Below are 23,980 nucleotides of genomic sequence, written 5' to 3' on the forward strand. Positions count from 1 at the left end.
CTGGTGCGCTTCGGCGGCAAGGTGCTCGGCTCCGCCGACTGAGGTCCCTGACGCTTCCTTGCTCTCACCCGATCGTGGTGCCACGGTTGTCGGACACACGCTCTCGGTGCAGAGCAGCGGTGGAGGGTGGGCAACGTGCGCGTCGACGATTCCGTTCCGCGTTCCGCCGCCCCCCTCGCCCGACACGCGATCATGCGGACCGGGGACGTCGACGAGGCCCGCCACGTCGTGACCGAGGTGTACGTCCCGCACGAGCTGGACTCGCTCGGTGGGCGTCCGCTCGACGCGCGGCTCAACGTCGTGGCATCGCCGAAGCTCACCCTCGGATATCTGGTCTACGGAGCCGACGCGACGCTGACCCTGCCTCCTCTGCTGCACTGCTACCACGTCAACCTCACCCTGACCGGGACCACGACGGCGACCCGACGCGGCGGGAAGGACCGGGTGGTCACCTCCGGACTGCACAACGGCGTGGTCCTGCTCCCGTCCGAGGATTCGACGGTGTCATGGACACCGGAGGCGACGCAGTACGTGATGAAGTTCCCCCGGGGGCCGCTCGAGGAGCACCTCGGCGGCCTGCTGGGACGACCCGTCGCCTCGACGATCGACTTCGACGTGACCATGGACCTGACCACCGGGCCCGGGGCGCGTCTGCTGTCCGCGGTCCGGTTCCTCCAGTCGGAGATCGACCGGTCCGGCGGCCTCCTCGACGCGCCTCTCGCTCGGGAACAGGTCGAGTCCTACGTCCTGACGGCGCTGCTGCTGGGAGTGCGGAACTCCTACAGCGACGAGCTGCGCCAGACCCCCGGTCGGGACCAGCCCGCGGTCGTGCGGCGCGTCATGGACTTCGTCGAGGGCCACGTCGACGAAGAGCTGAGCGTGTCGCGGCTGGCCCGCGAGGCCGGGGTCACGGCACGCACCTTGCAGATCAGCTTCGCCCGGCACCTCGACATGAGTCCCAGCGCCTACGTGCGGGACGTGCGCCTCGCCCGGGTGCGCGCCGACCTGGAATCGGGCTGCTCCGAGGACGTCTCGGTCACGGAGCGGGCGGCGCGCTGGGGTTTCGCCAACATGGGCCGGTTCTCCCACCACTATCGCCGCAAGTACGGCGAGCTTCCCTCGGCGACGCTGCGCCACACGTGAGGTTCGTGTTCCGGCCGGGACGGTTCGCGTCGCGGCTGTCCCGGTCGGGCCGCGCTCCCTAACGTCATGACCAGCGGTGACGCAGTTCGCAGGGCATCCGCGGGGCTCGTTCCCGGTCCGCCCCTCGCGCCCGCGGCGCCATCATCACCGGGTCGGAGGAGCAAACCGATGGTTCAGACCGTGACCAGGGGCCGTGATCAGACCCTGCCGTTGGAGCACCCGCGCACCGGCCCGTCGATCTTCAACGACCAGCCCATGAAGCTCGGGCTGTTCGGGTCCAACTGCAGCGGCGGGCTCTGTATGACCGATGCCCCGACCGGCTACGAGATCACCTGGGAGCACACCCGGGCGATCGCGCAGAAGGCCGACCGGCTCGGGTTCGAGGCCCTGGTGCCCGTCGCGCGCTGGAAGGGTTTCGGCGGGAACGTGAACTTCAACGGGACCAATTTCGAGACGTTCACCTGGGGCGCCGGGCTCGCCGAGGCGACCGAGCAGATCACCATCTTCACGACGAACCACGTGCCGACCGTGCACCCGATCGTCGCGGCCAACATGGCGACCACGGTCGACCACATCTCCGGCGGCCGCTACGGCCTGAACATCGTGATGGGATGGTTCACGCCGGAGATGGAGATGTTCCGCGCGAGCCAGCTCGAGCACGACGAGCGCTATGCGTACGGGGCGGAATGGCTGGAGTTCGTCGAGCGGCTCTGGACCGCGGAGGGCGAGTTCGACGTCGACGGGAAGTTCTTCCAGTCGACCCGATGCGAGTCCGAGCCCAAGCCGGTCCAGTCGCCGCGTCCCGTGCTCATCAGCGCCGGCAACTCGCCTGCCGGCGTCGAGTTCTCGGCGAAGTACGTCGACATCAACTTCGCCTCCCTCGATATCGAGGCCATGCCCGACTACACCGCGGCCATCAAGCGCAAGGCCGGCGAGGAGTACCGGCGGGCCATCAGCACGATGACCTACGGCCTCGTGGTGTGCCGCGACACCGAGGCCGAGGCCAAACGGGATCACCAGCGGATCATCGACGAGGGCGACTGGCCGGGTGCGCGCAACCTGATGGGCATTCTCGGCATCGAGAGCCAGTCCTTCGGTGACCAGTTGGAGCGATTCCAGGAGCGGTTCATCGCCGGCTGGGGCGGCATGCCGTTGATCGGCACCCCGGAACAGGTGGTGGAGGGCTTCCAGGAGCTCTCCGACGCCGGGATGGAGGGGATGATCATGGGATTCCTCGACTACCACGAGGAGCTCGACCTCTTCGGCGAGAAGGTCATGCCACTCCTCCGCGAGGCCGGTCTGCGTCACTGACCGCCGGCCCGTCCACACCAGCACAGACATCGGAGGAATCCGCCATGGCGCGACTCCAGGACAAGAACGTCGTCATCACCGGTGCGGCCGGCGGCCAGGGCCGGGTCGCCTGTCGGACGTTCCTCGACGAGGGGGCGAACGTCCTCGGCACAGACGTCGACGAGGCCGCTCTGACCGCGCTGGACAAGGAGCTCGACGCGGGTGACCGTTTCGCGGTGGTCGCCGCCGACGCGTCCACGAGTACCGGGACGGAACAGATCGCGGCCGCCGCCCGGGAGCGGTACGACCGGGTCGACGCTCTCTACAACAACCACGGGATCATCCTCGGCAAGCCTCTCCTGGAGACCACCGAGGAGGAGTGGGACCGGGTCCACGACGTCGACCTGAAGAGCGTCTTCCTGCTGACGAAGCAGATCGCCCCGCTCATGCAGGCCCACGGCGGGTCGATCATCAACGTGTCCTCGGTGGGCGGCCTGGTCGCGTTCGCCAACATGGCGGCCTACGGCGCCGCCAAGGGCGGACTGGCCATGTTCTCCAAGGTCGCTGCCGTCGACCTGGCCCCCTGGAACATCCGCGTCAACGCGGTGTGCCCCGGCGTCGTGGACACCCAGATGCCACGCAACTTCGTCAGTGGGCTCGCCGAGCGGGACGAGATCTGGCGTGGCTTCGAGCAGGGCCACCTCACCGGACGCCTCGGGCGTGCTGATGAGATCGTCGGCCTGGCGGTCTACCTGGCCAGCGACGAGTCGACGTTCATGACCGGCTCCGTCATCACCATCGACGGCGGCTGGTCGGTGCAGTAGTCCAACCCATCGCGAGGAGAGCCATGAGCACGAGGGCCGTCAGCATTCGGACCGTCACCGCGGAGTTCGCCCAGGAGCTGATCGACGCGGCGGCATCGAAGGCCGTCGAGATCGGCGTGCCGATGGTGATCAGCATCGTCGACCACGACGGCACCCTGAAGGCGTTCCGTCGGATGGACGGCGCACCGCTGCTCTCCGTGGAGATCGCCCAGAACAAGGCGTACACGGCCGCGGCCTTCGGGATCGGCACCGACGCCTGGCACGAGTTCATCAAGGAGGACGAGCCCCTGCGCCTCGGGATCGTGCACACCGACCGCCTCGTGACCTTCGGCGGCGGCTACCCGATCACCGTCGACGGCGACCTCGTCGGCGGGATCGGCGTCAGCGGCGGGCACTACTCCCACGACATGCAGGTCGCCGGCGGAGCGCTGGAGGCGGTCGGTCTCTCCGTCGGGTGACGGGGCCTCACCCGAGCAGCGACTCCGGCACGTCGACGACGCGGCTGCGGAGGTACTCGCCGAGCCCCTTGGCCTGGGGGTCGGGCCGGACCGAGGACGCCACGCCGTCGCCGAGGATCCCGTGCACGACGACGTTGAGCGCGCGCAGGTTCGGCAGTTCGTAGATGTCCAGATCGAGCTCGGCGACCTCCGGGCCGAGCAGCTCGCGCGTCCGCTCGACGGTCAGGAACCCGCGCAGCCACGCGTACTCCGCGTCGGTGCGGGTCCAGAGCCCGATGTTCGCGTTCCCGCCCTTGTCGCCGGAGCGGGCGCCGACGACGGTGCCGAGTGCGGTCCGCGTCGTGGAGCCCGACGGCGGAGGCGAGGATGTGGAGTTACTGACGTCCAACGTCTGCCCTGCCGCATCGCTGACGCGGGGTGGGTCGGCCACCACCGACCGCGAGCCGTCGGGCAGCACCACCGTCTGCGTCACCGCGGAACGGGGCACCGCCGCCGGGTGGTAGATGCCGAACGCCGACTCCGCGCTCGGCGGCGTCGTCGTGTGGAAGCCGGCGTAGCCGCCGAGGGCGAGCTCCATCGTCGCGTTGGAGAAGGCCCGGCCGACCACGCGCGGGTCGGGGTCCTTGACGGTGACCCGCAGGTGCGCGGTGGCCTCGGCGTTCGACGGCGCGTCCGGACGGTCGAAGCGCAGGAGCCGCACGTCGACCTCGGCGAACCGGTCCCGCCCGCCGAGCACCTCGAACAGCAGCGTCTCGGCGAACGCGGCCTTCGCCTCGATGTCGAGCCCGGTCAGCACCAGGGTCATGGTGTTGCGGTAGCCGCCGGACTCGTTGAGCGCGACCTTGAGCGTCGGGGGAGGCGCCGACCCGCGCACCCCGCTGATCGAGACGCGGTGCTCGCCGTCCTGGGCGAGCTCGAGCGAGTCGAAGTGGGTCGTGCAGTCCGGGCCGAGGTAGGCGGGGGCGGCGATCTCGTAGAGCAGCTGGGCGGTCACGGTGCCGACCGAGACCAGCCCGCCCGTCCCCGGGTGCTTGGTGATCACCGACGAGCCGTCCGCGGCCACCTCGGCGATCGGGAACCCGGGATAGCGGCGGTCGGTGATCTCGTCGAGGAACGAGTAGTTCCCCCCGGTGGCCTGCGGGCCGCACTCGATGACGTGGCCGGCGACGACCGCTCCCGCCAGCGCGTCGAAGTCCTCGCGTCCCCACCCGTGCCACCAGGCGGCGGGCCCGACGACGAGGGAGGCGTCGGTGACCCGCCCGGTGACGACGACGTCCGCCCCGGCGGCCAGCGCCTCGGCGATGCCCCAGCCGCCGAGGTAGGCGTTCGCGGAGACCGGCTTCCCGACGACGGCGGGGGTGATCTCCTCGAGCGCCCCGCGCAGGTCGTCGCCCTCGACGTACGCCACCCGCGCGCCGGCACCGAGCTCCGACAGCGCGGCGGCGAGCCCGGCCGGGTTGAGCCCGCCGGCGTTGGACACGACCTTCACGCCGCGGGTCACGCAATCGGCCAGGATGTCGCGCATCTGGGCGAGGAACGTCTTCGCGTACCCGCCGTCGGGGTCCTTGGCCTGGGCCTTCGCGAGGATCAACATCGTCAGCTCGGCCAGGTAGTCGCCGCAGAGGAGGTCGACCTCCCCGCCGTCGAGCATCTCGCGGGCGGCGTTCATGCGGTCGCCGTAGAAGCCGGAGATGTTCCCGATCCGGATCGCGCGCGTCATCGGACGCCTCCTGTCTCCGACGTCGAGCTCCACGGCGCTCCGTCTCGCAGCGGCGCGCGTCCGGCGCCTGCCTTCCCGGCGAAGGCCTGCCCGATCTCGGCCCACTCCGTCGCCGCGTCCCCGACGATGGTCAGCGCGAGGTCGTCGCGGTGGCGCCGCTGGGTGATGAGCAGCGCGAAGTCGATCGCGGGCCCGGTGATCCGGTCCGCGGCGTCCTCCGGGCCCCACGACCAGGTGGAGCCGTCCGGCGCCGTGAGCTCCACACGGATCGGCGTCACCGGCATCTCCCGGGCGTGCGCGGCGTAGCTGAACGGCCGCGCGCCCACCCCGATGTGCGCGACGTGACGCAGGCGCGGCGAGGGCGGATGCTCCGCGCCGGCCGCGTCGTACACGTCCTGGCCGTGGGCCCAGGTCTCCATGATCCGCGCCGTCACCGACGACGCCGCGCTCATCGGCGGCCCGAACCACGGCACCCGCTGCCCCGGCTCGACGTCCCGGAACCCGGCGATCAGCCGCGACCGGGCCTCGTCGAACCACGCGAGCATCTCGGCACCGGACAGGTCCCGGAAGCGGGCCGCGATGGCGTCCGGGTCGACGCCACCGTCGGCGTCCATCGCCTCCTTCTCCGCGTCGAACGCGGACGGGTCCGTCGCCGAGCGCAGGGCGACGTCGTCGAAGTACGCGAGGTGGGAGATCTGATCGGCGATCGTCCAGCCCGCCGCGGGCGTGGCTCGCCGCCAGGTCGCTTCGTCGAGCCCGGCCAGCACGTCCCGCAACAGCGCGGACTCGGCGGCGAGGTCGTCGAGCAGCGCCGTCATCGACACCGGCATCGGTCTACCTCCCCGTCCAGACCGGCGTCCGCTTGTCGCGGAAGGCCGCCGGCCCCTCCTGTGCGTCGGCCGACCGGTAGACCGGAGCCCAGATCTCCTCGGCGCGGTGGTACGCCTCGGCCATCGGGTGCTCGGCCGACAGGTAGGCCGTGCGCTTGGCCGCCCGGACCGACAACGGCGCGTTGGCCGCGATCCGCGTCGCGAGCTGCTGGGTGCGCTCACGGAGGTCGGCGGCCGGCACCACGCGGTTGACGAGTCCGACCTCGTGCGCGCGGGCGGCGTCGAGCGGGTCGCCGGTCAGCAGGATCTCCTGCGCCACCCGCGGCGGAACCAGCCAGGACAGCGGCGCCGCCCAGGGCGACCCGCGGCCGACCTTCACCTCCGAGACCGCGAAGCGGGCGTGCTCGGCGGCCACCACCAGGTCGCACTGCTGCGCGAGCAGGAACCCGCCGGCGTAGGCGACGCCGTTGACCGCGGCGATCGTCGGCTTCGCGACGTCGACGTTGCGCCCGAACTGGGGCAGGAAGTCCGGCGGCGGGATCTCCAGGGAGGTCTCCGCCATCTCCTTGAGGTCGCCGCCGGCGCAGAACGCCTTCTCCCCGGCGCCGGTGAGGACCAGGACGGCGGCGGAGTCGTCGGCGACGAACCGGTGCGTCCCCTCCCAGAGCCCGTCGCGCACGTCCTTGCTCAGCGCGTTGCGGGCCTCGGGGCGGTTGATCGTCAGCCAGGCGACGCCGTCGACGACCTCGTAGGTCACCACATCCATCAGGGGAAGATCCTCCGTAGTTCGGGGCGGTTGAGCTTGCCGCTGCCGGTCCGCGGCAGCGCGTCGACGACCTCGATCCGCCGCGGCCGGTGGATGCCGGTGAGGTCGGGGTGCTGGGCGCACCACCGGTGGATCTCCTCCGCGGTGACCCCGGGACGGTTCGGGACGACGACGGCGGTCACCTGCTCGACCCAGCGCTCGTGGGCGGTGCCGATGACGGCCACCTCGGCGAGGTCCGGATGGTCGGCGAGGTGTTCCTCGACCATCTGCGGGAACACGTTCTCGCCGCCGGAGACGATCATGTCGTCGATCCGGTCGACGTAGTAGAGGTAGCCGTCGGCGTCGCGGGACATGAGGTCGCCGGTACGGAACCAGCGCCCGCCGTCGTCGGACACCGGGAACCGCTCCGGCGACTCCAGGTGCCAGTACCCGGGGGTCACCGCGTCGCCCTGCACCCACAGTTCACCGACCCCGTCATCGCCCGGCGCGAGATCCGGAGAGCCGTCAACGGGCACCAGCCGGGTCCGCACCACCTGGGACAGGGGCTTGCCCATCGAGTCCGGCCGGCGCTCCGCGCCCGGCGGGTAGGTCACGACGAGCCCGCTCTGCTCGGTCTGCCCGTAGATCTCGGTGCCCCGGATGCCGGTGCCCGCCTCGAGGCGCTCGATCGCCGCGGTCGGCGTGCGGGAGCCGCCGAACATGCAGATACGGAACGAGTCCAGGATGACCGGACTCTGCACGGTCCGGTTGCCGACGTCGATCATCATCGTGGAGATCAGGCCGCCGTAGGTCGGGCGCAGTCGCTCCACGAGGTCGAGCCACGCGATGACGTCCCAGCGGGGCATGAAGGTGATCTGCCCGCCCCGCATCAGGACCGGCAGGCTCGCCAGCTGCAGCCCCCCGACGTGGAACATCGGCATGCAGTTCAGGACGTGGTCCTCGCCGGTCAGGGCGTAGAGGTCGATCACGCCGTCGACCTGCGCGGTGATGTTGCGGTGCGTCTGGCGCACGCCCTTGGGCACGCCCGTCGACCCCGACGTGTACATGATCAGCGCGTCGTCGCGGTCCAGCCGCGGCACGACGTCCCCGCTGGGCTCATGGGCGGCCAGCGCCTGCTCGAAGCCCCCGCCCGGCCCGATGGTGAGGATCTCGGGCCCGGCCCCGTCGAGCACCGTCGTCACGCGGTCGACGTCCCCGGGCGGGGCGATCAGGCGAACCGCGCCGGAGTCGGTGATCGCGTGGCGCAGCGGCGCGTCGGGGAACATGTGGTTCAGCGGGACCCCGACCGCCCCCGCCTGCCAGGCCCCGAGCAGCGCGACGAGGTACTCCAGGCAGTTGGGCGCGAAGACGGCGACCCGATCACCCTCGGCGACGCCGGTGGCGCGCAGGTAGGCCGCGAAGCGGGCCGCCTGCTCGGCGAAGCCCGCGTAGGAGATCTCGGCGTCGGCGAGCCGGAGCGCGACGTCGTCCGCGTGGTCCCGCGCCGCACGCCGCAGCAGGGTGGCGATGTTCATCGGGTGGTCCCCTTCCGGAACGCCTCGAACCCCTCGACCGCAGGCCGTGACCGCAGCGCGGCCGCCTGCGTGACGGCCTCGCGCTCCAGGGACCCGCGCAGGTCGTCGTCCGCGGAGTGGTTCAGCAGCTTCTTCGACAGCGCGACGGTGAACGGCGGCAGCGCGGCAAGCTGCTCGGCCAGGGCGACCGCGCGCTCGAGGGCGGCCTCGGCGTCGGGCTCGACGGTGTTCACGAGGCCGAGCCGTTCGGCGTGCCGGGCGTCGATCTCGGGGGCGAGCAACATGAGCTCCTTCGCCCGCTGCAGGCCGATCAGCCGGGGGAGCAGCCACGCGCCGCCCACGTCGGGGACCACGCCGCGCCGGACGAACACCTGGCAGAACCGGGCGTCCTCGCTGGCCACCACGAGGTCGCAGGCGAGGGCCAGGTTGACGGCCCCGCCGTACGCGACCCCCGAGACCGCGGCGACCACCGGCAGCCGCGACTCCCAGAGCTCCACGACGAGCCGGTGGAAGGCCCGCATCAGGGCGAGCAGCGCCGGGTCGTCCTCGGCGATGTGCTCGAGAATCGATCCCGCGTCCCCGCCGGCCGAGAAGTGCCCGCCGGTCCCGGTGAGCACGACCGCCCGGACGGCGTCGTCGTCGGCCGCGGCGCGCAGCGCCAGCTCGAGTGCCTCCGCCGTGTCGGTGCGCAGCGCGTTGCGTCGGTCGGGCCGGTCGACGGACAGGATCCGGACGGGCCCCCGGTCGGAGACGGTGATCCCGGCGCTCATCGGACCCGCTCGGCGTCGTCGGCGCCGCGGAGGGCCAGGACGTGGCGCTGCAGCTTGCCGGTCGTGCTGCGCGGCAGGTCGGCGGCGTCGAGGAACTGCACGTAGCGCGGGCACTTGAACCCGGCGAGCCGCTCCCGGCAGCGTTCGACGATGTCCGCCGCGGTGACGCCACGGTCGTCCTCGTCCTGGCCGGGCGCTCGGACCACGGCGACCTTCACCGCCTCGCCCCAGCGCTCGTCGGGCACGCCGTAGGCGCACACCTCCTGCACGCCGGGATGGCCCGAGATCGCCAGCTCGACCTCGGCGGGATAGACGTTCTCGCCGCCGGTCTTGATCAGGTACTTCACGCGGTCGACGAACGCGAGCGTCCCGTCCTCGGCGCGGGCCAGGACGTCGCCGGTGTGCAGCCAGCCGCCGCGGAACGCCTCGGCGGTCGCCGCCGGATCGTCGAGGTAACCCGACATCAGGCCCGGTCCCCGGACGACGCACTCACCGGGCTCGCCGACCCCGACCTCGTTCATCTCGGCGTCATGTCCATCCCCCGTCGCTTCGCTCGCCTCGACAATGCGCACGTCGACCAGCGGAGTGGGGGTCTTGCGCAGGTGCGGCGTCTCGCCCGGACCGCTGAACCCGTGCGCGAGGACATAGCTGGTCTCGGTCTGGCCGAAGGCGTCGCAGAACCGGATGCCGTACTTCGCGGTGAGCTTCTCGACCACCGTGGGCATCATGTTCGCGTAGCCGATCGCGAAGCGGAACGAGCCGAGGTCCCGCTCGCCGACGGGCTCGGCCAGCACGTCGGTGATCACCCCGGGGAGCAGCAGCGTCCAGCTCAGCCGGTCGCGCTCGACGAGGTCGAGGATCCGGGCAGGGTCCGCGCGGCGCAGGCACGCGAAGCGGCCGCCGGTGAGCAGGGTGCCGTAGAGGGACTCGTCGCCGGCGCAGTGGAACATCGGCAGCCAGCCGATGAACCCGTCGTCGGGGGTGAGCCCGAACCACTGGGCGAGGCGCAGGCCGCGGATCGCGGCGGCCTGCTGGGTGATCATCGCGCCCTTCGGCGGTCCGGTGGTGCCCGACGTGTAGAGCACGACGTGCAGGTCGTCGGGCCGGGCCGCGGGCTCGGGAGCGGGCGCGGCGGAGCGGGGTACCTCGTCGAATCCGGGGCAGGGGTCGAGCGAGTACCAGGCCGTCACCGACGGGGCCCGCCCCCGGATCGCCTCGGCGCTCGGCGCAAGGGACCCCGAGGTGACCAGCGCGGCGGGCGCAGCGCCGGCGACGACGGCGGCGAGCTCGTCGGGGTGCAGGCGCACGTTGAGCGTGACCAGGGCGACGCCGAGCCGGGCCGCGGCCGTGTACAGCTCGACGTACTCGGGCCGGGTCTCGGAGAGCACGGCGAGCCGGTCCCCGCGCCGCAAACCGGACGCGTGTAGCCCGGCCGCGAGCCGATCGGTGCGCTCGCCCAGCTCACGGTAGGTCCACGACGGTTCGTCGGGCTGGTCGGAGGTGACCGCCACGCGGTCGGCGAACACCCGGAACGCCCGGCGGAAGAGTGCGTCGACCGTCGTCCCGCCCGCATCCGCAGCCAGGTCCGTGCTCACGGCCGCGCCCGGGGCCACCGCCGCGCCCGCGGTCATGAGGCGGCCTCCTCGGGCTCCTCCACGACGGCGAGCACCTGCCGGGTCTCGACCTGGTCGCCGGGGGCGACGTCGACCCGCGTGACCACGCCGTCCACCGGTGCCGCCACCGTGTGCTCCATCTTCATGGCCTCCAGCACGACCAGCGCCGCGCCCGCGGTGACCGACGCGCCGGTGTCCGCGAGCACGCGCACGACCGTCCCGGGCATGGGCGCGAGGAGTGACCCGGCGTGGGCGACGGCGTTCGGGTCGGCGAAGCGCGGGACGTCGCGGAACGCGGTGGATCCGTCGGGCCCGTCGACGAAGGTCTCCCCGTCCGCCCGATGGATGCCGTAGGTGCGCCGCACCCCGTCGAGCAGGAGCGTCACCTGCCCCGGGGAGGCGGCGAGCAGGTCGACCTCGATCGCCTCGGCGTCGACGGTGACGTCGAGGCTCGACCGCCGGAACGCGTAGGTGACCTCGAGCGTCCGGTCGCCGACGGCGTAGGCGACGGTCTGCGGGGGCCCGCCGACGTTGCGCCAGCCCGAGGGCAGCCCGCCGAGGACTTGGGCCTCGGCGCGGTGCTCCGCCTGCCGGGCGAGCGCGGCCGCGACGGCGCGCACCCGCTCGCCGTCGTCGGGCCCCGGTGTCACGAGCTCGGGGTGCCGGGGCAGGAAGCCGGTGTCGGTGCCGCCGGCGAGGAACTCGTCGTCGCGCAGGATGCCGACGAGCAGGTCGCGGTTGGTCGTCACGCCGTGGATGCCCGCCTGCGCCAGCGCGCGGGCGAGGGTCCGGGCCGCCTCGGCGCGGGTCCCGCCGTGGGCGATGACCTTGGCGAGCATCGGGTCGTAGTGCGGGCTCACGACGGAGCCGTCGGTCACCCCGGCGTCGACCCGCACGCCCGCGAGGGCGGGGATCGCGAACCGGTGCAGCGTGCCCGTCGCGGGCAGGTAGCCGGCGGGCACGTCCTCGGCGTAGAGGCGGACCTCGATGGCGTGCCCGTCGATCCGGGCGCCGGTCACCTCGGCCGGCAGCTCGTGCCCCTCGGCGACCCGCAGCTGCAGCGCCACCAGGTCCAGCCCGGTGACCAGCTCGGTGACGGGGTGCTCGACCTGCAGGCGCGTGTTGACCTCGAGGAAGAAGAACTCGCCCTTCTGGTCCATGACGAACTCGACGGTCCCGGCCCCGGTGTAGCCGATGGCTTTGCCCGCCGAGACGGCGGCCTCCCCGAGTTCGGCGCGCAGCGCGTCGTCGACCGCGGGGGAGGGGCTCTCCTCCACGATCTTCTGGTAGCGGCGCTGGATGGAGCACTCGCGCTCGAAGAGGTGGACGACCTCACCGTGGGTGTCCCCGACGATCTGCACCTCGACGTGGCGCGGGTCCTCCACGAACCGCTCGAGGAACACGGTGCCGTCGCCGAACGCGGAGGCGGCCTCACGGCGGGCGCCGTCCACGGCCTCGGCCAGTTCACCGGGATCGCGCACGATCCGCATCCCGCGCCCGCCGCCCCCGAACGCCGCCTTGACCAGCACCGGAAAGCCGATGCGTTCGGCCACCCCGCCCAGGTCGGTGTCCTCGTCGACGGTCGCGCCCGGGAGGACCGGGACGCCCGCGGCCTCCATGAGGGCCTTCGCCTCGAGCTTGGAGCCCATGGCGGCGATGGCGTCGGGGCTCGGGCCGACGAAGGTCAGCCCCGCCGCCGCGCAGTCCCGCGCGAATCCGGCGTTCTCGGAGAGGAACCCGTACCCGGGGTGGACCGCGTCCGCGCCGGTCGCCCGTGCGGCCGCGATGACGAGGTCGCCCCGCAGGTAGGTCTCGCCCGGCGTCGCGCCGGGCAGGCGGACCGCCTCGTCGGCGAGAGCGACGAAGGGGGCGTCGGTGTCGGGGTCGGAGTACACCGCGACGGTCGAGACGCCGAGGGCGTGCGCGGTCCGCATCACGCGGGAGGCGATCTCGCCGCGGTTGGCGACGAGGAGCTTCTGGATCATCCTGGGCGGGAGCGACGGGTTCGTGTTCACGGTGCTCACATCCGGAAGACGCCGAAGCCGCGGCGGCCTTCGACGGTGGTGGAGTGCACGGCGGAGAGCGACATGCCGAGCACGGTGCGGGTGTCCCGGGGGTCGACGATCCCGTCGTCGTAGAGCCGGCCGGAGACGTAGAAGCTGTGGGACTCGGCCTCGATCTGCGCCTCGATGGTCCGGGTGCGATCGGCGTCGGCCTCCTCGTCGAACGACTTGCCCTGGGACGCCGCGGAGGCGCGCCCGACGATCGACATGACCCCCGCGAGCTGCGCCGCGCCCATGACGGCGAGCTTCGCGCCCGGCCAGGCGAACATCAGCCGTGGGTCGTAGGCGCGGCCGGACATCCCGTAGTTCCCGGCGCCGAAGGACGAGGCCATGTTGATGGTCAGGTGCGGGACCTTGCTGTTGGTCACCGCGTTGATCATCTTGGCGCCGTCCTTGATGATCCCGCCCTGCTCGTAGTCCTTGCCGACCATGTAGCCGGTGGTGTTCTGGAGGAAGACCAGCGGGGTGTCGGTCTGGTTGGCCAGCAGGATGAACTCGCTCGCCTTCTTGGCCTCCTCGCTGAACAGCACGCCGCGGTGGTTCGCGAGGACGCCGACCGGATAGCCGTGGATGCTGGCCCAGCCGGTGACCAGCGAGGTCCCGTAGACCGGCTTGTACTCGTCGAACTCCGAGCCGTCGACGGTGCGGGCGAGCACCTCGCGGGGGTCGAAGGGCACCTTCGGGTCGGGCGGGACGAGGCCGAGGATCTCCTCGGGGTCGTAGCGCGGCCCGGCCGGGTTCAGCGCGGGTGGTGGGCCGAGCTTGCGCCAGTGGAACCGGGAGACGATCTCGCGGCCCAGCCGGATGGCGTCGTGCTCATCGGCGGCGAAGTAGTCCGAGAGCCCCGAGACCCGCGAGTGCATCTCGGCGCCGCCGAGGGACTCGTCGTCGGACTCCTCGCCCGTCGCCATCTTCACCAGCGGCGGGCCACCGAGGAACACCTTCGCCCGTTGGTCGACGAGCACGGCGTAGTCGCACATGCCCGGGACGTACGCCCCGCCCGCGGTGGAGTTGCCGAACACCAGGGCGATCGTCGGGATCGCCATCGAGGAGAGCTCGGTGAGCTCGTGGAAGATCCGCCCGGCGGGGACGAACAGGTCGGCCTGGGTCGGCAGGTCGGCGCCGCCGGACTCGACGAGGTTGATCACCGGCAGCCGGTTGGTCCGGGCGATCTCCAGGGCGCGCAGGGTCTTGCGCAGCGAGTACGGGTTCATCGCCCCGCCGCGCACGGTCGGGTCGTGGCCGATGATCAGGCACTCGACGCCGGAGACGACCCCGATCCCGGTGAGGATGGACGCGCCGACCGTGAAGTCGGTGCCCCAGGCCGCCAGGGCGGAGAGCTCGAGGAACGGCGAGTCCGGGTCGAGCAGCAGCGCGAGCCGTTCTCGGACCGGCAGCTTGCCGCGGTCGCGGTGGCGCTGCTGGTAGCGCTCCCCGCCGCCGGCGACGACGAGCTCGAGCTGCCCGTCGAGCGCGGCGATGTTCTCCAGCTGGGTCTTGCGGTTGCTGACGTAGGTCTCGGAGGAGGTGTCGAGGAGTGAGTTCAGGACGGCCATCGCTCAGCGGCCTCCGTAATGGTCGGCGTGGGTGTCCCGGACGACGTTCTTCTGGATCTTCCCGGTGGACGTCCGCGGGAGCTCGTCGGTGACGATCACGGACTTCGGGACCTTGTAGCCGTCGAGGCGGTCCTTGAGGGCGGCGGTGAGCGACGCGGGGTCGAGCGTCGTGCCGGGCTTCGGCACGACGACGGCGGTGATCGCCTCGCTCCAGCGCGCGTGCGGCAGCCCGACCACGACGACCTCGGCGACGTCGGGATCGGCGTCGTAGACCGCGCGCTCGACCTCGAGCGACGCGACGTTCTCGCCGCCGGTCTTGATCACGTCCTTGGTCCGGTCGGCGAACCAGAGCACCCCGTCCTCGCCGAACCGCCCGACGTCACCGGAGTGGAACCACCCGTGGGTGAAGACGGCCTCGGTGGCCTCCGGGTTGTTCAGGTACTCCTGCATCGTCGACGGGCCCCGGTAGACGATCTCGCCGAGCTCGCCCGGCCCGAGGAGCCCGCCGTCGGGATCCATGATCGCGACCTGCACGCCGGTCAGCGGCGTCCCCACCGCCCCGACGTGGGAGAGCTGGTGCTCGGGGCGGAACAGCGTGGTGATCGGCGACATCTCGGTCTGGCCGAACAGCAGCGCGAAGTCGCACCCGAAGCCGTCGAGGCAGGCCTTGATCTGCGCCTCGGGCATCGGCGCCATCGCGTAGACCGCGCGGCGCAGGCTCGACAGGTCCCGCGCCGCGAACCCCGGGTGCTCGAGCGCGGCCCGGTACATCATCGGCAGCCCGAAGACCTGGGTGATCCGTTCACGCTCGACGGTGTCGAGGAACCGCTGCGGGTCGAACCCGCGGTGGATGTGGAGCGTGGCCCCGACGATCACCGCGGGCGTGCAGAACGCGTTGAGCTGCGCGGTGTGGAACATCGGCATCATCGCGATGAACCGGTCGTCCGGACGCCAGCCGGAGTCGAGCGCGGCGGACATCGACTCCAGGTGGACCGCCAGGTGGGTCCCGACGACGCCCTTGGGGAACGACGTGGTCCCGGACGTGTACAGGTAGCTCAGCGGCGCCCGGTCCTCGATGCCGACCTCGGGTGGGGAGACGTCGTCGGCTTCGAGGGCTTCGAGCGTCAGAAAAGTCCCTTTACTGACACTGGACGTCCGGGAATCGTCGTCGATCTTCGAGCCCTCGGTCCCGGGTGCGACGAAGACCTCCGAGACGGCAGGCACCTCGGCCAGCGCCGTCGCGACGCTCGCCAGGAGCTGGCTCTCGACGACGATCCCGCGCGCCCCGCAGTGGCGCAGCACGTACGCGACCTCGTCGGCCCGCCAGCCGAGGTTGACCGGCACGCACACCACGCCGGTCTTGGCGCAGGCGTAGTACACCGCGAGGAACTCGGCGCTGTTGCCGGAGGCGAGCACCAGCGCGTCGCCCACCGCGTAGCCGCGTGCGAGCAGGCCGTGGGCGAGGCGGTTCACCCACGCGTCGAACGCCGCGTAGGTCAGCCGGCGCTCGGTGATCTCCCCCGTCGCTCCGTTCGTCCAGGTGTCGACGACGGCGAGGTGGTCGGGCCGGGCGGCCGCCGACCGCGTGAGGGCGTCGCCGACGTTGATCCGTTGGGCGAGGTTGCGCTGCAGCTCCATCGCTGGCTCCTCCGATGCGGCTCAGTAGGACCGGGGCAGACCCAGCCCGTGCTGGGCGACGAAGTTAAGGATCATCTCCCGGTTGACCGGAGCGATCCGGAGCAACCGGGCGAGGCCCCAGTAGGGGAGCAGCCCGAACTCGGCGGCGACACCGTTGCCGCCGTGGGTCTGCATGGCGGCGTCGGTCGCGGCGATCGCGGCTTCGGCCGCGGCGTACTTCGCCATGTTCGACTCCTCGCCTGCGGGTAGGCCCTGCTCGTGCAGCCAGGCGGCCTTGCGGGTCATCAGGGCGGCGAGCTCGGTCTCGATGCGCGCCTTGGCCAGCGGGTGCGACACCCCCTGGTGCGCGCCGATCGGGCGCCCCCAGACCTCGCGCTCGTTCGCGTAGCGCGCGGCCCGGGCCAGCGCGTACCGGGCGATCCCGACGCAGAGGGCGGCGCCGGTGATCCGCTCGGGGTTGAGCCCGTGGAACACCTGACGGAAGCCCTGCCCCTCGTCGCCGACCAGCGCCGAGGCGGGCACGCGGACGTCGTCGAAGTGCAGCGTGAACTGCTTCTCCGGGAGCATGACGTCCACGGGCAGCGGGGTCTTCTGCAGGCCCGGGGCGTCGGTGGGGACGAGGAACAGCGAGAGCTGGGCGTTCCCGCGCTCGTCGCGGCCGGTGCGGGCGACGAGCAGCAGGGCCGCGGCGTCGTCGACCCCGGAGATGTAGTACTTCTCCCCGCGGATCACCCACTCCTCGCCCTCGCGGCGGGCGGTGGTGGCCAGCTGGTGGGTGTTGGAGCCTGCACCGGGCTCGGTGATCGCGAAGACCACCTTCTCCCGGCCGCTCGCGAGCCCCGGCAGCCACTCCTGGCACTGCTCCGGGGTGCCGTACTCGGCGATCACGGCCGCCGAGATGGCGTGCGTGACGAGTAGCAGCAGGATCGGCGCGCCCTGTGCCGCGGTCTCCTCGCAGACCATCGCCAGTTCGACGAGGCCGCCACCTCCGCCGCCGTAGGCCTCCGGGACCGCGACCCCGACGTAGCCGGCGTCACCGAGCGCGTGCCACAGCTCGGTGCACTCCTCGCCGCGGCGCGCGTGGTCGACGTAGTAGGCGCCGCCGAACGGGGCGGACACCTTCCCGACGGCGGCGCGCAGGTCTCGGTGCTCGTCGGTCTCGACGAAGTCCACGGCGGCTCCTCGCACGGGTACGGCGAACGTGATTCGTCGTTCACTCCGAGGGCGGACGCTAGCGGCTGGGCGCTCGACTGGCCAGAGGAGAATTCGCGTTCACCCACGACGACGACGGGTCCGGCGGGTACGGTGGCCCCGCGACGGCGTGGTCGTGAGCTGGGACGACAATGGTGAAGGGCTGCGCTCCGTCCGCCCGACGATCGGACCCGGCTCCGCCAGGTCGGCAGATCGTGCGCCGCCGGAGCCCGGTCGAGATCGGTGTTCACTGCGGGCCGACGCGGGCCGGGCGGGCACACCGTCGACGCGACGCACGGGGAGGACGCACATGAGGGCAGTCGAGTCGGCAGGGGGACCCGCGGCGGCTGCCGCGGACACAGCCGCGGCGCCCGGTGCGGCGCCCGGGACGGCGCAGCGTCCGGCGGTGGCCGAGGTGATCGGCGTCGAGGAGGGTGCCGACGGGGCCGCCCGTCCCCGCCGCAGGCGTGATCCGGCCCGCAAGGACCGTATCCTCGCCGCGGCCGCGGACCTCATCGCGAGCCACGGTTACCACGCCGTCGGGATGGCCGACATCGGTGCCGCGGCGGGCATCGTCGGGTCCGGGATCTACCGCCACTTCGACAGCAAATCCGCCCTGCTCGCGGCGCTGTTGGAGCAGGTCATGGACGAGCAGGAGCGCAGCGCGGCGGAGATCGTGGCCAACGCGGCGGACGACCGCGAGGCCCTCGAACGCCTCGTCGCCAACCACGTGCGGTTCGCCATCGAGGAGCGCCGGCTGCTCGGGGTCTACTACCGCGAGGCGCACCACCTGCCCGAGGAGGATCTCCGCCGGCTGCGGCGGGCCCAGCGCCACTACATCGAGGAGTGGGTCATCGCGCTCGCCCCGCTGCGCCGGGACCTCTCGGACGCCGAGCTCCGCGTGGTCGTGCACTCCGCGCTCGGCACCACGCAGGCGGTGCTCTTCCACCACAGCGGGCTGCCCGTCGCGCGGCTCTCCGAACTGCTCGCGGAGATGGGCCGTCGCTGTCTGGGGCTCGGTACGACGGGCGAAGGTGAACCCGAGTAACTGAGGTCTTGCGCGGTCGGGTCCCGTCTGGGAATGCTGCACGTCACAGCGTGGCGGTCAGGGAGGCCCGGGTGAACAGCGTGGACACCGACAGCACCACCTTCGACGTCACCACCCTGCGGGGCAGGCGGGCGGTGCACCGCTGGGAGCGCACGTCGATCGGCGACGTCTTCGAGCGGCTGACCTGGAGCTACCCGGACCAGCAGGCGATCGTCGGGCGGCCCGGTGCCTACGGCGACGCCCGCTTCGCGTCCCTGACCTACCGCGAGGCCGACCGGGCCGCGAACCAGGTGGCCCACGCCCTGCTCTCCCGCGGACTGGCGCCCAGCAGCAGGGTGCTGTTGTTCTGCGAGAATTCCGTCGAGGCCTGGATCGCGAAGATCGGGATCGCGAAGGCGGGCCTGGTTGCGATGCCGCTCAACCCGAACCTGGCCCCCGACGTCATCACCCATCTCATCGGCCACGCCGAGCCGGTGTTCGCCCTCGTCGACGCGGAGACCTGGCCGCGGGCGGAGAGCGCGTTCGCGAGCGCGGGCCTCCCCGCGGGCGTGACCATCACCGTCGGCGGGGGACCGGTCCCGGGCAGCGTGTCGTTCACCGACTTCGTCGCCGATCAGCCGGTCGACGAGCCCGACGTCGAGATCCACGGCGACGACATCTGGGAAATGTTGTTCACCTCCGGCACGACCGCGATGCCGAAGGGCGTGATGATCTCGCACTCCGCCAGCTACATGGCGGCGCTGAACTTCGCGCTCTCGCTCACGCGGGGCGGCGGGCTGGAGAACGACCTGCGCGTCGGGACGTTCCTGCCGATGATCTACCACGTCGGCGAGCTGATCTTCGCGTTCGGCGCGTTCCTCTCCGGCGGCACCCTGATCATCGGCAGGCGACCGGCCCCGGACGCCGTGGCCAAGGCGATCACCGAGGACCGGATCACCGCGTTGTGGGCCGGCTCCCCGCAGTTCGTCACGGCGCTGACCCGCGAGTTCGACGCGACCGGCGACGACGTCAGCTGCCTCGACGTGCTCGTCTACGGCTGGGGCGCGCTCCCGCCGAAGACCCACCGCAGCCTGCTCGACCACGCGGGGGAGGGTCTCGTCGTCCTGGGCATCTTCGGCCAGACCGAGGCCATCGCCTGCCACCGCTTCTGGCCCCGACGCTGGCCCGAGACGTACGCGCGCACCGCGCCGGTCGTCAACTACGTCGGCCTGCCCAGCCCGCTGCTCGCCTCCGACGTGTTCGACGAGGACGGCAACTCGCTGCGGGATCAGCCCGGCGTCGCGGGCGAGGTGGTGTATCGGACCCCGACGGTGGCGGCCGGTTACTACAAGAACGAGGCCGCGACCCGCGAGGCGTTCCGCGACGGGTGGTTCCACTCCGGGGACAGCGCCGCGTTCGACGAGGACGGGCTGCGCGTCGTCGTCGACCGGATCAAGGACATCGTCAAGACCGGCGGCGAGAACGTCTCGAGCCTGCGCGTCGAGTCGGCACTGTACGAGCATCCCGGGGTGGCGAAGGCTGCGGTCATCGGCCTCCCGCACGACCACTGGGGCGAGGCGGTGACCGCGGTGATCGTGCCCGCGCCCGGCAACGACACCACCGCGGAGGAGCTCATCGGGCACTGCCGCGGCAAGCTCGCCGGGTACGAGACCCCGAAGGCGGTCGTGTTCCTCGACGAGCTGCCCGAGACCGTCGGCGGCAAGGTGCTCAAGTACAAGCTGCGCGCCCGCTACGCCGAGCTCTTCGACGACGGAGTCTGAGATGCGGGTCGGCGTCAACGTCGGGCACTTCACGGGGCGGCCGCCGCGGGATCTCGTCGAGCGCGTCCGCGCCCTCGACGCGGCCGGGTTCGCCTCGCTCTGGTTCGCCGAGGCGTACGGCTCGGACGTGTTCACGCCCCTCGCGTTCTGTGCCGCCCACACGAGCCGGATCCGTCTCGGCGCCGCGGTCGCCCAGATCCCCGCCCGCACGCCCGCCGCCACCGCGATGGCCGCGACGACCCTGGACCACCTGAGCGAGGGCCGCGTCGTGCTCGGGATCGGGGCGTCGGGCCCGCAGGTCTCGGAGGGCTGGCACGGCGTGCCCTACGCGCGGCCGCTGGCCCGCACCCGCGAGTACGTCGAGATCGTGCGCCGCGTCCTCGCCCGCCGCGACCCGGTCGCCTTCGACGGCGAGTTCTTCCGCCTTCCCGCTGAGGGCACCGGGCTGGGCAAGCCGCTGCGCTCGTCGTTGCACCCCTTCCGGGACGACCTCCCGGTGCACCTCGGCGCAGAGGGTCCCCGCAACGTCGCGCTCGCCGCGGAGATCGCCGACGGCTGGGCGGCGATGTTCTTCGCGCCCGCCTTCGACTACTTCTACCGCTCCGCCCTCGACGAGGGCTTCGCCCGGCGCGCCGGGGGGCGACCGGAGAACTTCGAGGTCGTCGCGACGGTGCCGGTGGTGATCGACGACGACGTCGAGCGGGCCGCCGACCGCATCCGCCCCGAGCTGGCGCTCTACATGGGCGGGATGGGGGCCCGCGGAGCGAACTTCCACCACGACGTCTTCGTCCGCATGGGCTATGGCGCCGTGGCGGAGCGCGTCCAGGAGCTCTACCTGGGCGGCCGCAAGGACGAGGCAGCCGCGGCGGTCCCGACGGAGGTCGTCGAGCAGATCGCGCTCGTCGGGCCGGTGGGCAAGGTGCGCCGCGACCTCGACCGGTGGGAGGCCACCGTCGTCGACGAGATCGCGATCCAGGGCCTGCCCGACGACGTCGATGCGGTCGCCTCGCTGCTCTGAGCCGGCGCCCGCCCCCGTTCTGCGCGAGGGGCCCCTTCGGTCGCTCTGGTCGATCGAATCCTCCCCTCGCTCGACCGAGCCCGACCCGCGCGCCGGCCGAGATCGCGAATCGGGCGGCGAAGTGCTCGCTCCGGCGGCGGGCGCCCGTCGCCCGAATCCCCGGTCGGCGGCTCGCCCGAGAGCAGGGGCCGGCGTCGGGGCATGATCGTCGTCATGGTGTCCGCCCACGTGACGACGCGCGTGCTCAGCGAGAGCGACTTCGACAGCCCGATCGACGACCGGTGGTTCGAGGACTACCGGCCCGGTGAGACCTTCGAGTACGGCTGGCTGGAGCTGGGCGTCGACGAGGTCGTCGAGTTCGCGACGCGATACGACCCGCAGCGCATCCACACGGACCCGACGTGGGCGGAGACCGGGCCGTTCGGCGGGCTCATCGCCAGCGGGTGGCAGAGCGCGGGCCTGATGATGCGGATGTACTGCGACCACTACATCTCGGCGGTCGCGAGTCTGGCCTCTCCCGGCGTCGACGAACTGCGCTGGTCGACCCCGCTGCGGCCCGGGGAGTCCGTCCGGCTGCGGGTGACCGTCCGCGAGTCCCGGGTGTCCCGCTCGAAGCCCGACCGGGGCCTCGTCCGGACCGACGTCGCGCTGCTCACCGAGGACGATCGGTGCCCGCTGAGCCTCACCGCGATGAACCTGATCGCCCTCCGCCCGGTGAGCTGACCTCGACGAGCTGACCTCACCGACCGAGCTCGACGGCCATGACGTCCAGGTCGGCGAGCAGGTCGGCGAGGCGGTGCTCGGGCACCGCCCCGGACATCCGCCGGTCGAGCGCGAACACCACACCGCGGGCCGCCTCCAACCGGCGCCTGCCCTCGTCGGTGAGGTGCGTGGGCAGGACGCGCCCGTGGTCGCTGGCCTCGGCGCGCCGGACCAGGCCGCTCTCCTGCAGCCCCCGCAGGACGACGTTCATCGACTGCCGGGTGACGAACGCGCCGCGGGCGAGCTCGGCGTTGGACAGTCCGGGCCGGGCCTCGAGCAGCTCCAGCGTGGCGTACTGCGGGACGGTCAGCCCGTGCGGCCGGAGGCCCTCGTCCATCCGCGAGCGCAGCGCCGCGGCCGCGCGCTTGAGCCGGTAGCCCAGCATCGCGGTGGCGTCGACGGCGGGGGAGGAGGCAGCCGCATCGGTCATGTCAATAGTTTGACATAGCAGGTCCAGGACACCTACGGTCGTCGATGTCAGGATATTGACACGACCAGGGAGTCCCCATGACCGCCACGACGATCACCGTCGACATCGAGGGCGAGCAGGTCACCCTCGTGAACGTCTTCACCGTCGCGCCCGAGCGCCAGGCCGAGCTGGTCGACGCGCTCGACCGTGCCACCGCCGAGGTCTTCGTCGGGGACCCGGGATTCGTCTCCGCCAACCTGCACGCCAGCCTCGACGGCACGAGGGTGATCAACTACGCGCAGTGGGCCAGCCGGGAGGCGTACGACGCGGCGCTCGCCCGGCCTGAGGTCCGCGAGCACATCGGCGAGGCCGCGAAGCTGGCCGACGCCTACGACCCCACGCTCGTCAAGGTCCGCGCGGTCCACCACGCATGAGCCGAAGAGCATGATCACGGAGTCACTGCATGTCCGGCGAAAGATCCGATCGGCGCGCAGTGACTCCCTCGGCGAGCCGGCCCGCGTCGCAGGATCGGCTGACGTCAGGCAGGGGTGAAACCCGGGATCCGCGCCATGATCGCCTGGAGCTCGCGGTCGTCGGAGATGCCCTGGAAGTCGAGACGCGGGGTGTAGGGCGCCTCGAGGGCGGCGACCTCGTCGTCGGTGAGGTCGATCGCGAGGGAGGCGACGGCGTCGTCGATCTGGGTCGTGCTGCTCGCGCCCACCAGCGGCGCGGCGACGACGGGGTGGGTGCGCAACCAGGCCAGCGCGACCTGCGCCCGGGAGATCCCGCGGTCCGCCGCCACCGCGCCGACCGCGTCGAGGATCCGGCGGTCGGCCTCCACCGTGGCCGGCGTGTAGAGCATGTCCGCGTAGGCGCCGTCATCAGCGCCGCGGGCGGTGGCGCGAGCCTCGTCGACGGGGCGGGCGAGCCGGCCGCGGGCCAGCGGGCTCCAGACGATCGTGCCGACGCCCTCGTCGGCACACAGCGGCAGCATCTCCCGCTCCTCCTCGCGGGCAAGCAGGTTGTAGTGGTCCTGCATCGAGACGAAGCGGGCCCAGCCGTGAGCCCGCTGGAGGTGCAGCGCCTTGCTGAACTCCCAGGCGTGCATCGACGACGCGCCGAGGTAGCGCACCTTGCCCGCCCGGACCACGTCGTCGAGCGCCTCGAGGGTCTCCTCGAGCGGCGTCGAGGGGTCGTTGCGGTGGACCTGGTAGAGGTCGATCTAGTCCGTGCCGAGCCGTCGCAGCGAGTGGTCGACCTCGGTCATGACCGCCTTGCGGGACAGGCCCTTCCCGTTGGGTCCGGGCCGCATCGGGTGGCGGAGCTTGGTGGCGACGACGACGCCGTCGCGGTCGGCGAAGTCCCGCAGCGCACGGCCGAGAATCTCCTCCGACGACCCCTGGGAGTACATGTTCGCGGTGTCGAAGACGTTGATCCCGGCGTCGAGGGCGTGCTTGATCAACGGGCGGCTGGTGTCCTCGTCGAGGGACCAGACCGGGTGTCCGCGCCCCGGCTCGCCGTAGGTCATCGCGCCGATCGCGACGGGGGAGATGTCGAGGCCGGTGGCACCCAGCTTCACGTAGTCCATTGCCGATCCTCCGGGACCG

General features: G+C 72.1%; 20 protein-coding genes and 1 pseudogene. 9 read left to right on the forward strand and 12 right to left on the reverse strand.

The genetic code is table 11. The features are described 5' to 3' along the window. Positions 1-135: 135 nt before the first annotated feature. The 4 genes from VGI02_RS14725 to VGI02_RS14740 all read left to right on the forward strand — a co-directional run bounded on the left by VGI02_RS14725 (position 136) and on the right by VGI02_RS14740 (position 3,715). Positions 136-1,143 carry an AraC family transcriptional regulator gene (locus VGI02_RS14725; protein WP_331628144.1) on the forward strand — a complete coding sequence of 336 codons (1,008 nt, stop codon included), beginning with the start codon at positions 136-138 and terminating at the stop codon, positions 1,141-1,143. 168 nt (positions 1,144-1,311) lie between these two features. Continuing rightward, entirely contained in the window at positions 1,312-2,454 is a 1,143-nt protein-coding gene (locus tag VGI02_RS14730) for an LLM class flavin-dependent oxidoreductase (protein ID WP_331628145.1), read from the forward strand. A 44-nt stretch (positions 2,455-2,498) separates the two neighbouring features. Continuing rightward, positions 2,499-3,257 (forward strand): SDR family NAD(P)-dependent oxidoreductase, encoded by a 759-nt coding sequence (locus VGI02_RS14735; RefSeq protein WP_331628146.1) that lies wholly within the window; start codon positions 2,499-2,501, stop codon positions 3,255-3,257. 23 nt (positions 3,258-3,280) lie between these two features. Continuing rightward, positions 3,281-3,715, forward strand: a complete 435-nt coding sequence (locus tag VGI02_RS14740) for a GlcG/HbpS family heme-binding protein (RefSeq protein WP_331628147.1) — start codon at positions 3,281-3,283, stop codon at positions 3,713-3,715. A gap of 7 nt (positions 3,716-3,722) precedes the next feature. Here VGI02_RS14740 and VGI02_RS14745 read toward each other — a convergent pair whose 3' ends face one another. Genes VGI02_RS14745 through VGI02_RS14790 form a run of 10 tightly spaced genes read right to left on the reverse strand, consistent with a single transcriptional unit; the run spans position 3,723 to position 17,358 of the window. After that, positions 3,723-5,435, reverse strand: a complete 1,713-nt coding sequence (locus VGI02_RS14745) for an acyclic terpene utilization AtuA family protein (protein ID WP_414638278.1) — start codon at positions 5,433-5,435, stop codon at positions 3,723-3,725. After that, positions 5,432-6,265, reverse strand: coding sequence for a TIGR03084 family metal-binding protein (locus tag VGI02_RS14750; RefSeq protein ID WP_331628148.1), 834 nt, complete (start codon positions 6,263-6,265; stop codon positions 5,432-5,434). The genes VGI02_RS14745 and VGI02_RS14750 overlap by 4 nt, the downstream gene beginning before the upstream one ends. A 4-nt stretch (positions 6,266-6,269) precedes the next feature. After that, positions 6,270-7,031 (reverse strand): enoyl-CoA hydratase/isomerase family protein, encoded by a 762-nt coding sequence (locus VGI02_RS14755; protein WP_331628149.1) that lies wholly within the window; start codon positions 7,029-7,031, stop codon positions 6,270-6,272. Further along, complete coding sequence (locus VGI02_RS14760) at positions 7,031-8,545, reverse strand: class I adenylate-forming enzyme family protein (protein ID WP_331628150.1); 1,515 nt, start codon at positions 8,543-8,545, stop codon at positions 7,031-7,033. Before VGI02_RS14760 ends, VGI02_RS14755 begins: the two co-directional genes overlap by 1 nt. Continuing rightward, the gene (locus VGI02_RS14765; protein ID WP_331628151.1) at positions 8,542-9,315 is read right to left on the reverse strand and encodes an enoyl-CoA hydratase/isomerase family protein; all 774 of its coding nucleotides are present in this window, start codon (positions 9,313-9,315) and stop codon (positions 8,542-8,544) included. The genes VGI02_RS14760 and VGI02_RS14765 overlap by 4 nt, the downstream gene beginning before the upstream one ends. Then, positions 9,312-10,946 (reverse strand): class I adenylate-forming enzyme family protein, encoded by a 1,635-nt coding sequence (locus VGI02_RS14770; protein ID WP_331628152.1) that lies wholly within the window; start codon positions 10,944-10,946, stop codon positions 9,312-9,314. The genes VGI02_RS14765 and VGI02_RS14770 overlap by 4 nt, the downstream gene beginning before the upstream one ends. Continuing rightward, on the reverse strand, positions 10,943-12,913 hold the full coding sequence (locus tag VGI02_RS14775) for an ATP-binding protein (RefSeq protein ID WP_331628178.1): 1,971 nt from the start codon (positions 12,911-12,913) through the stop codon (positions 10,943-10,945). The genes VGI02_RS14770 and VGI02_RS14775 overlap by 4 nt, the downstream gene beginning before the upstream one ends. A 35-nt stretch (positions 12,914-12,948) precedes the next feature. Next, positions 12,949-14,547 (reverse strand): acyl-CoA carboxylase subunit beta, encoded by a 1,599-nt coding sequence (locus VGI02_RS14780; RefSeq protein WP_331628153.1) that lies wholly within the window; start codon positions 14,545-14,547, stop codon positions 12,949-12,951. 3 nt (positions 14,548-14,550) lie between these two features. Beyond that, positions 14,551-16,185 (reverse strand): AMP-binding protein, encoded by a 1,635-nt coding sequence (locus VGI02_RS14785; RefSeq protein ID WP_331628154.1) that lies wholly within the window; start codon positions 16,183-16,185, stop codon positions 14,551-14,553. A 21-nt stretch (positions 16,186-16,206) separates the two neighbouring features. Then, positions 16,207-17,358 (reverse strand): acyl-CoA dehydrogenase family protein, encoded by a 1,152-nt coding sequence (locus tag VGI02_RS14790; protein WP_331628155.1) that lies wholly within the window; start codon positions 17,356-17,358, stop codon positions 16,207-16,209. A gap of 328 nt (positions 17,359-17,686) precedes the next feature. On the opposite strand from VGI02_RS14790, the gene VGI02_RS14795 reads away from it, so the two are divergent. The 4 genes from VGI02_RS14795 (at position 17,687) to VGI02_RS14810 (ending at position 21,925) form a co-directional block, all read left to right on the forward strand. After that, the gene (locus tag VGI02_RS14795; protein ID WP_331628156.1) at positions 17,687-18,424 is read left to right on the forward strand and encodes a TetR/AcrR family transcriptional regulator; all 738 of its coding nucleotides are present in this window, start codon (positions 17,687-17,689) and stop codon (positions 18,422-18,424) included. A 71-nt stretch (positions 18,425-18,495) separates the two neighbouring features. Beyond that, entirely contained in the window at positions 18,496-20,184 is a 1,689-nt protein-coding gene (locus VGI02_RS14800; RefSeq protein ID WP_331628157.1) for an AMP-binding protein, read from the forward strand. 1 nt (position 20,185) lies between these two features. After that, on the forward strand, positions 20,186-21,202 hold the full coding sequence (locus VGI02_RS14805; RefSeq protein WP_331628158.1) for an LLM class F420-dependent oxidoreductase: 1,017 nt from the start codon (positions 20,186-20,188) through the stop codon (positions 21,200-21,202). 213 nt (positions 21,203-21,415) lie between these two features. Further along, positions 21,416-21,925: a MaoC family dehydratase gene (locus VGI02_RS14810; RefSeq protein ID WP_331628159.1), complete on the forward strand. Its 510-nt coding sequence runs from the start codon at positions 21,416-21,418 to the stop codon at positions 21,923-21,925. Positions 21,926-21,941: 16 nt separating this feature from the next. Here VGI02_RS14810 and VGI02_RS14815 read toward each other — a convergent pair whose 3' ends face one another. Beyond that, on the reverse strand, positions 21,942-22,394 hold the full coding sequence (locus tag VGI02_RS14815; RefSeq protein ID WP_331628160.1) for a MarR family winged helix-turn-helix transcriptional regulator: 453 nt from the start codon (positions 22,392-22,394) through the stop codon (positions 21,942-21,944). 77 nt (positions 22,395-22,471) lie between these two features. Here VGI02_RS14815 and VGI02_RS14820 point away from each other — a divergent pair, with 77 nt between their 5' ends. After that, on the forward strand, positions 22,472-22,807 hold the full coding sequence (locus VGI02_RS14820; RefSeq protein ID WP_331628161.1) for an antibiotic biosynthesis monooxygenase family protein: 336 nt from the start codon (positions 22,472-22,474) through the stop codon (positions 22,805-22,807). Between the two features lie 104 nt (positions 22,808-22,911). On the opposite strand, the pseudogene VGI02_RS14825 reads toward VGI02_RS14820, so the two are convergent. After that, positions 22,912-23,961: pseudogene (locus VGI02_RS14825) on the reverse strand (aldo/keto reductase). Positions 23,962-23,980: the final 19 nt, after the last annotated feature.

The organism is Actinomycetospora sp. (genome assembly GCF_036497245.1).
In the GTDB taxonomy this organism is placed as follows: Bacteria; Actinomycetota; Actinomycetes; order Mycobacteriales; family Pseudonocardiaceae; genus Actinomycetospora.

What these genes read in the sequence shown, in the direction of transcription:
- VGI02_RS14730 (WP_331628145.1), top strand. Translation starts at nt 1,312, where the DNA reads ATGGTTCAGACCGTGACCAGGGGCCGTGATCAGACCCTGCCGTTGGAG.
- VGI02_RS14735 (WP_331628146.1), top strand. Translation starts at nt 2,499, where the DNA reads ATGGCGCGACTCCAGGACAAGAACGTCGTCATCACCGGTGCGGCCGGC.
- VGI02_RS14740 (WP_331628147.1), top strand. Translation starts at nt 3,281, where the DNA reads ATGAGCACGAGGGCCGTCAGCATTCGGACCGTCACCGCGGAGTTCGCC.
- VGI02_RS14745 (WP_414638278.1), bottom strand. Translation starts at nt 5,435, where the DNA reads ATGACGCGCGCGATCCGGATCGGGAACATCTCCGGCTTCTACGGCGAC.
- VGI02_RS14750 (WP_331628148.1), bottom strand. Translation starts at nt 6,265, where the DNA reads ATGCCGGTGTCGATGACGGCGCTGCTCGACGACCTCGCCGCCGAGTCC.
- VGI02_RS14755 (WP_331628149.1), bottom strand. Translation starts at nt 7,031, where the DNA reads ATGGATGTGGTGACCTACGAGGTCGTCGACGGCGTCGCCTGGCTGACG.
- VGI02_RS14760 (WP_331628150.1), bottom strand. Translation starts at nt 8,545, where the DNA reads ATGAACATCGCCACCCTGCTGCGGCGTGCGGCGCGGGACCACGCGGAC.
- VGI02_RS14765 (WP_331628151.1), bottom strand. Translation starts at nt 9,315, where the DNA reads ATGAGCGCCGGGATCACCGTCTCCGACCGGGGGCCCGTCCGGATCCTG.
- VGI02_RS14770 (WP_331628152.1), bottom strand. Translation starts at nt 10,946, where the DNA reads ATGACCGCGGGCGCGGCGGTGGCCCCGGGCGCGGCCGTGAGCACGGAC.
- VGI02_RS14775 (WP_331628178.1), bottom strand. Translation starts at nt 12,913, where the DNA reads ATGATCCAGAAGCTCCTCGTCGCCAACCGCGGCGAGATCGCCTCCCGC.
- VGI02_RS14780 (WP_331628153.1), bottom strand. Translation starts at nt 14,547, where the DNA reads ATGGCCGTCCTGAACTCACTCCTCGACACCTCCTCCGAGACCTACGTC.
- VGI02_RS14785 (WP_331628154.1), bottom strand. Translation starts at nt 16,185, where the DNA reads ATGGAGCTGCAGCGCAACCTCGCCCAACGGATCAACGTCGGCGACGCC.
- VGI02_RS14795 (WP_331628156.1), top strand. Translation starts at nt 17,687, where the DNA reads ATGAGGGCAGTCGAGTCGGCAGGGGGACCCGCGGCGGCTGCCGCGGAC.
- VGI02_RS14805 (WP_331628158.1), top strand. Translation starts at nt 20,186, where the DNA reads ATGCGGGTCGGCGTCAACGTCGGGCACTTCACGGGGCGGCCGCCGCGG.
- VGI02_RS14810 (WP_331628159.1), top strand. Translation starts at nt 21,416, where the DNA reads ATGGTGTCCGCCCACGTGACGACGCGCGTGCTCAGCGAGAGCGACTTC.
- VGI02_RS14815 (WP_331628160.1), bottom strand. Translation starts at nt 22,394, where the DNA reads ATGACCGATGCGGCTGCCTCCTCCCCCGCCGTCGACGCCACCGCGATG.
- VGI02_RS14820 (WP_331628161.1), top strand. Translation starts at nt 22,472, where the DNA reads ATGACCGCCACGACGATCACCGTCGACATCGAGGGCGAGCAGGTCACC.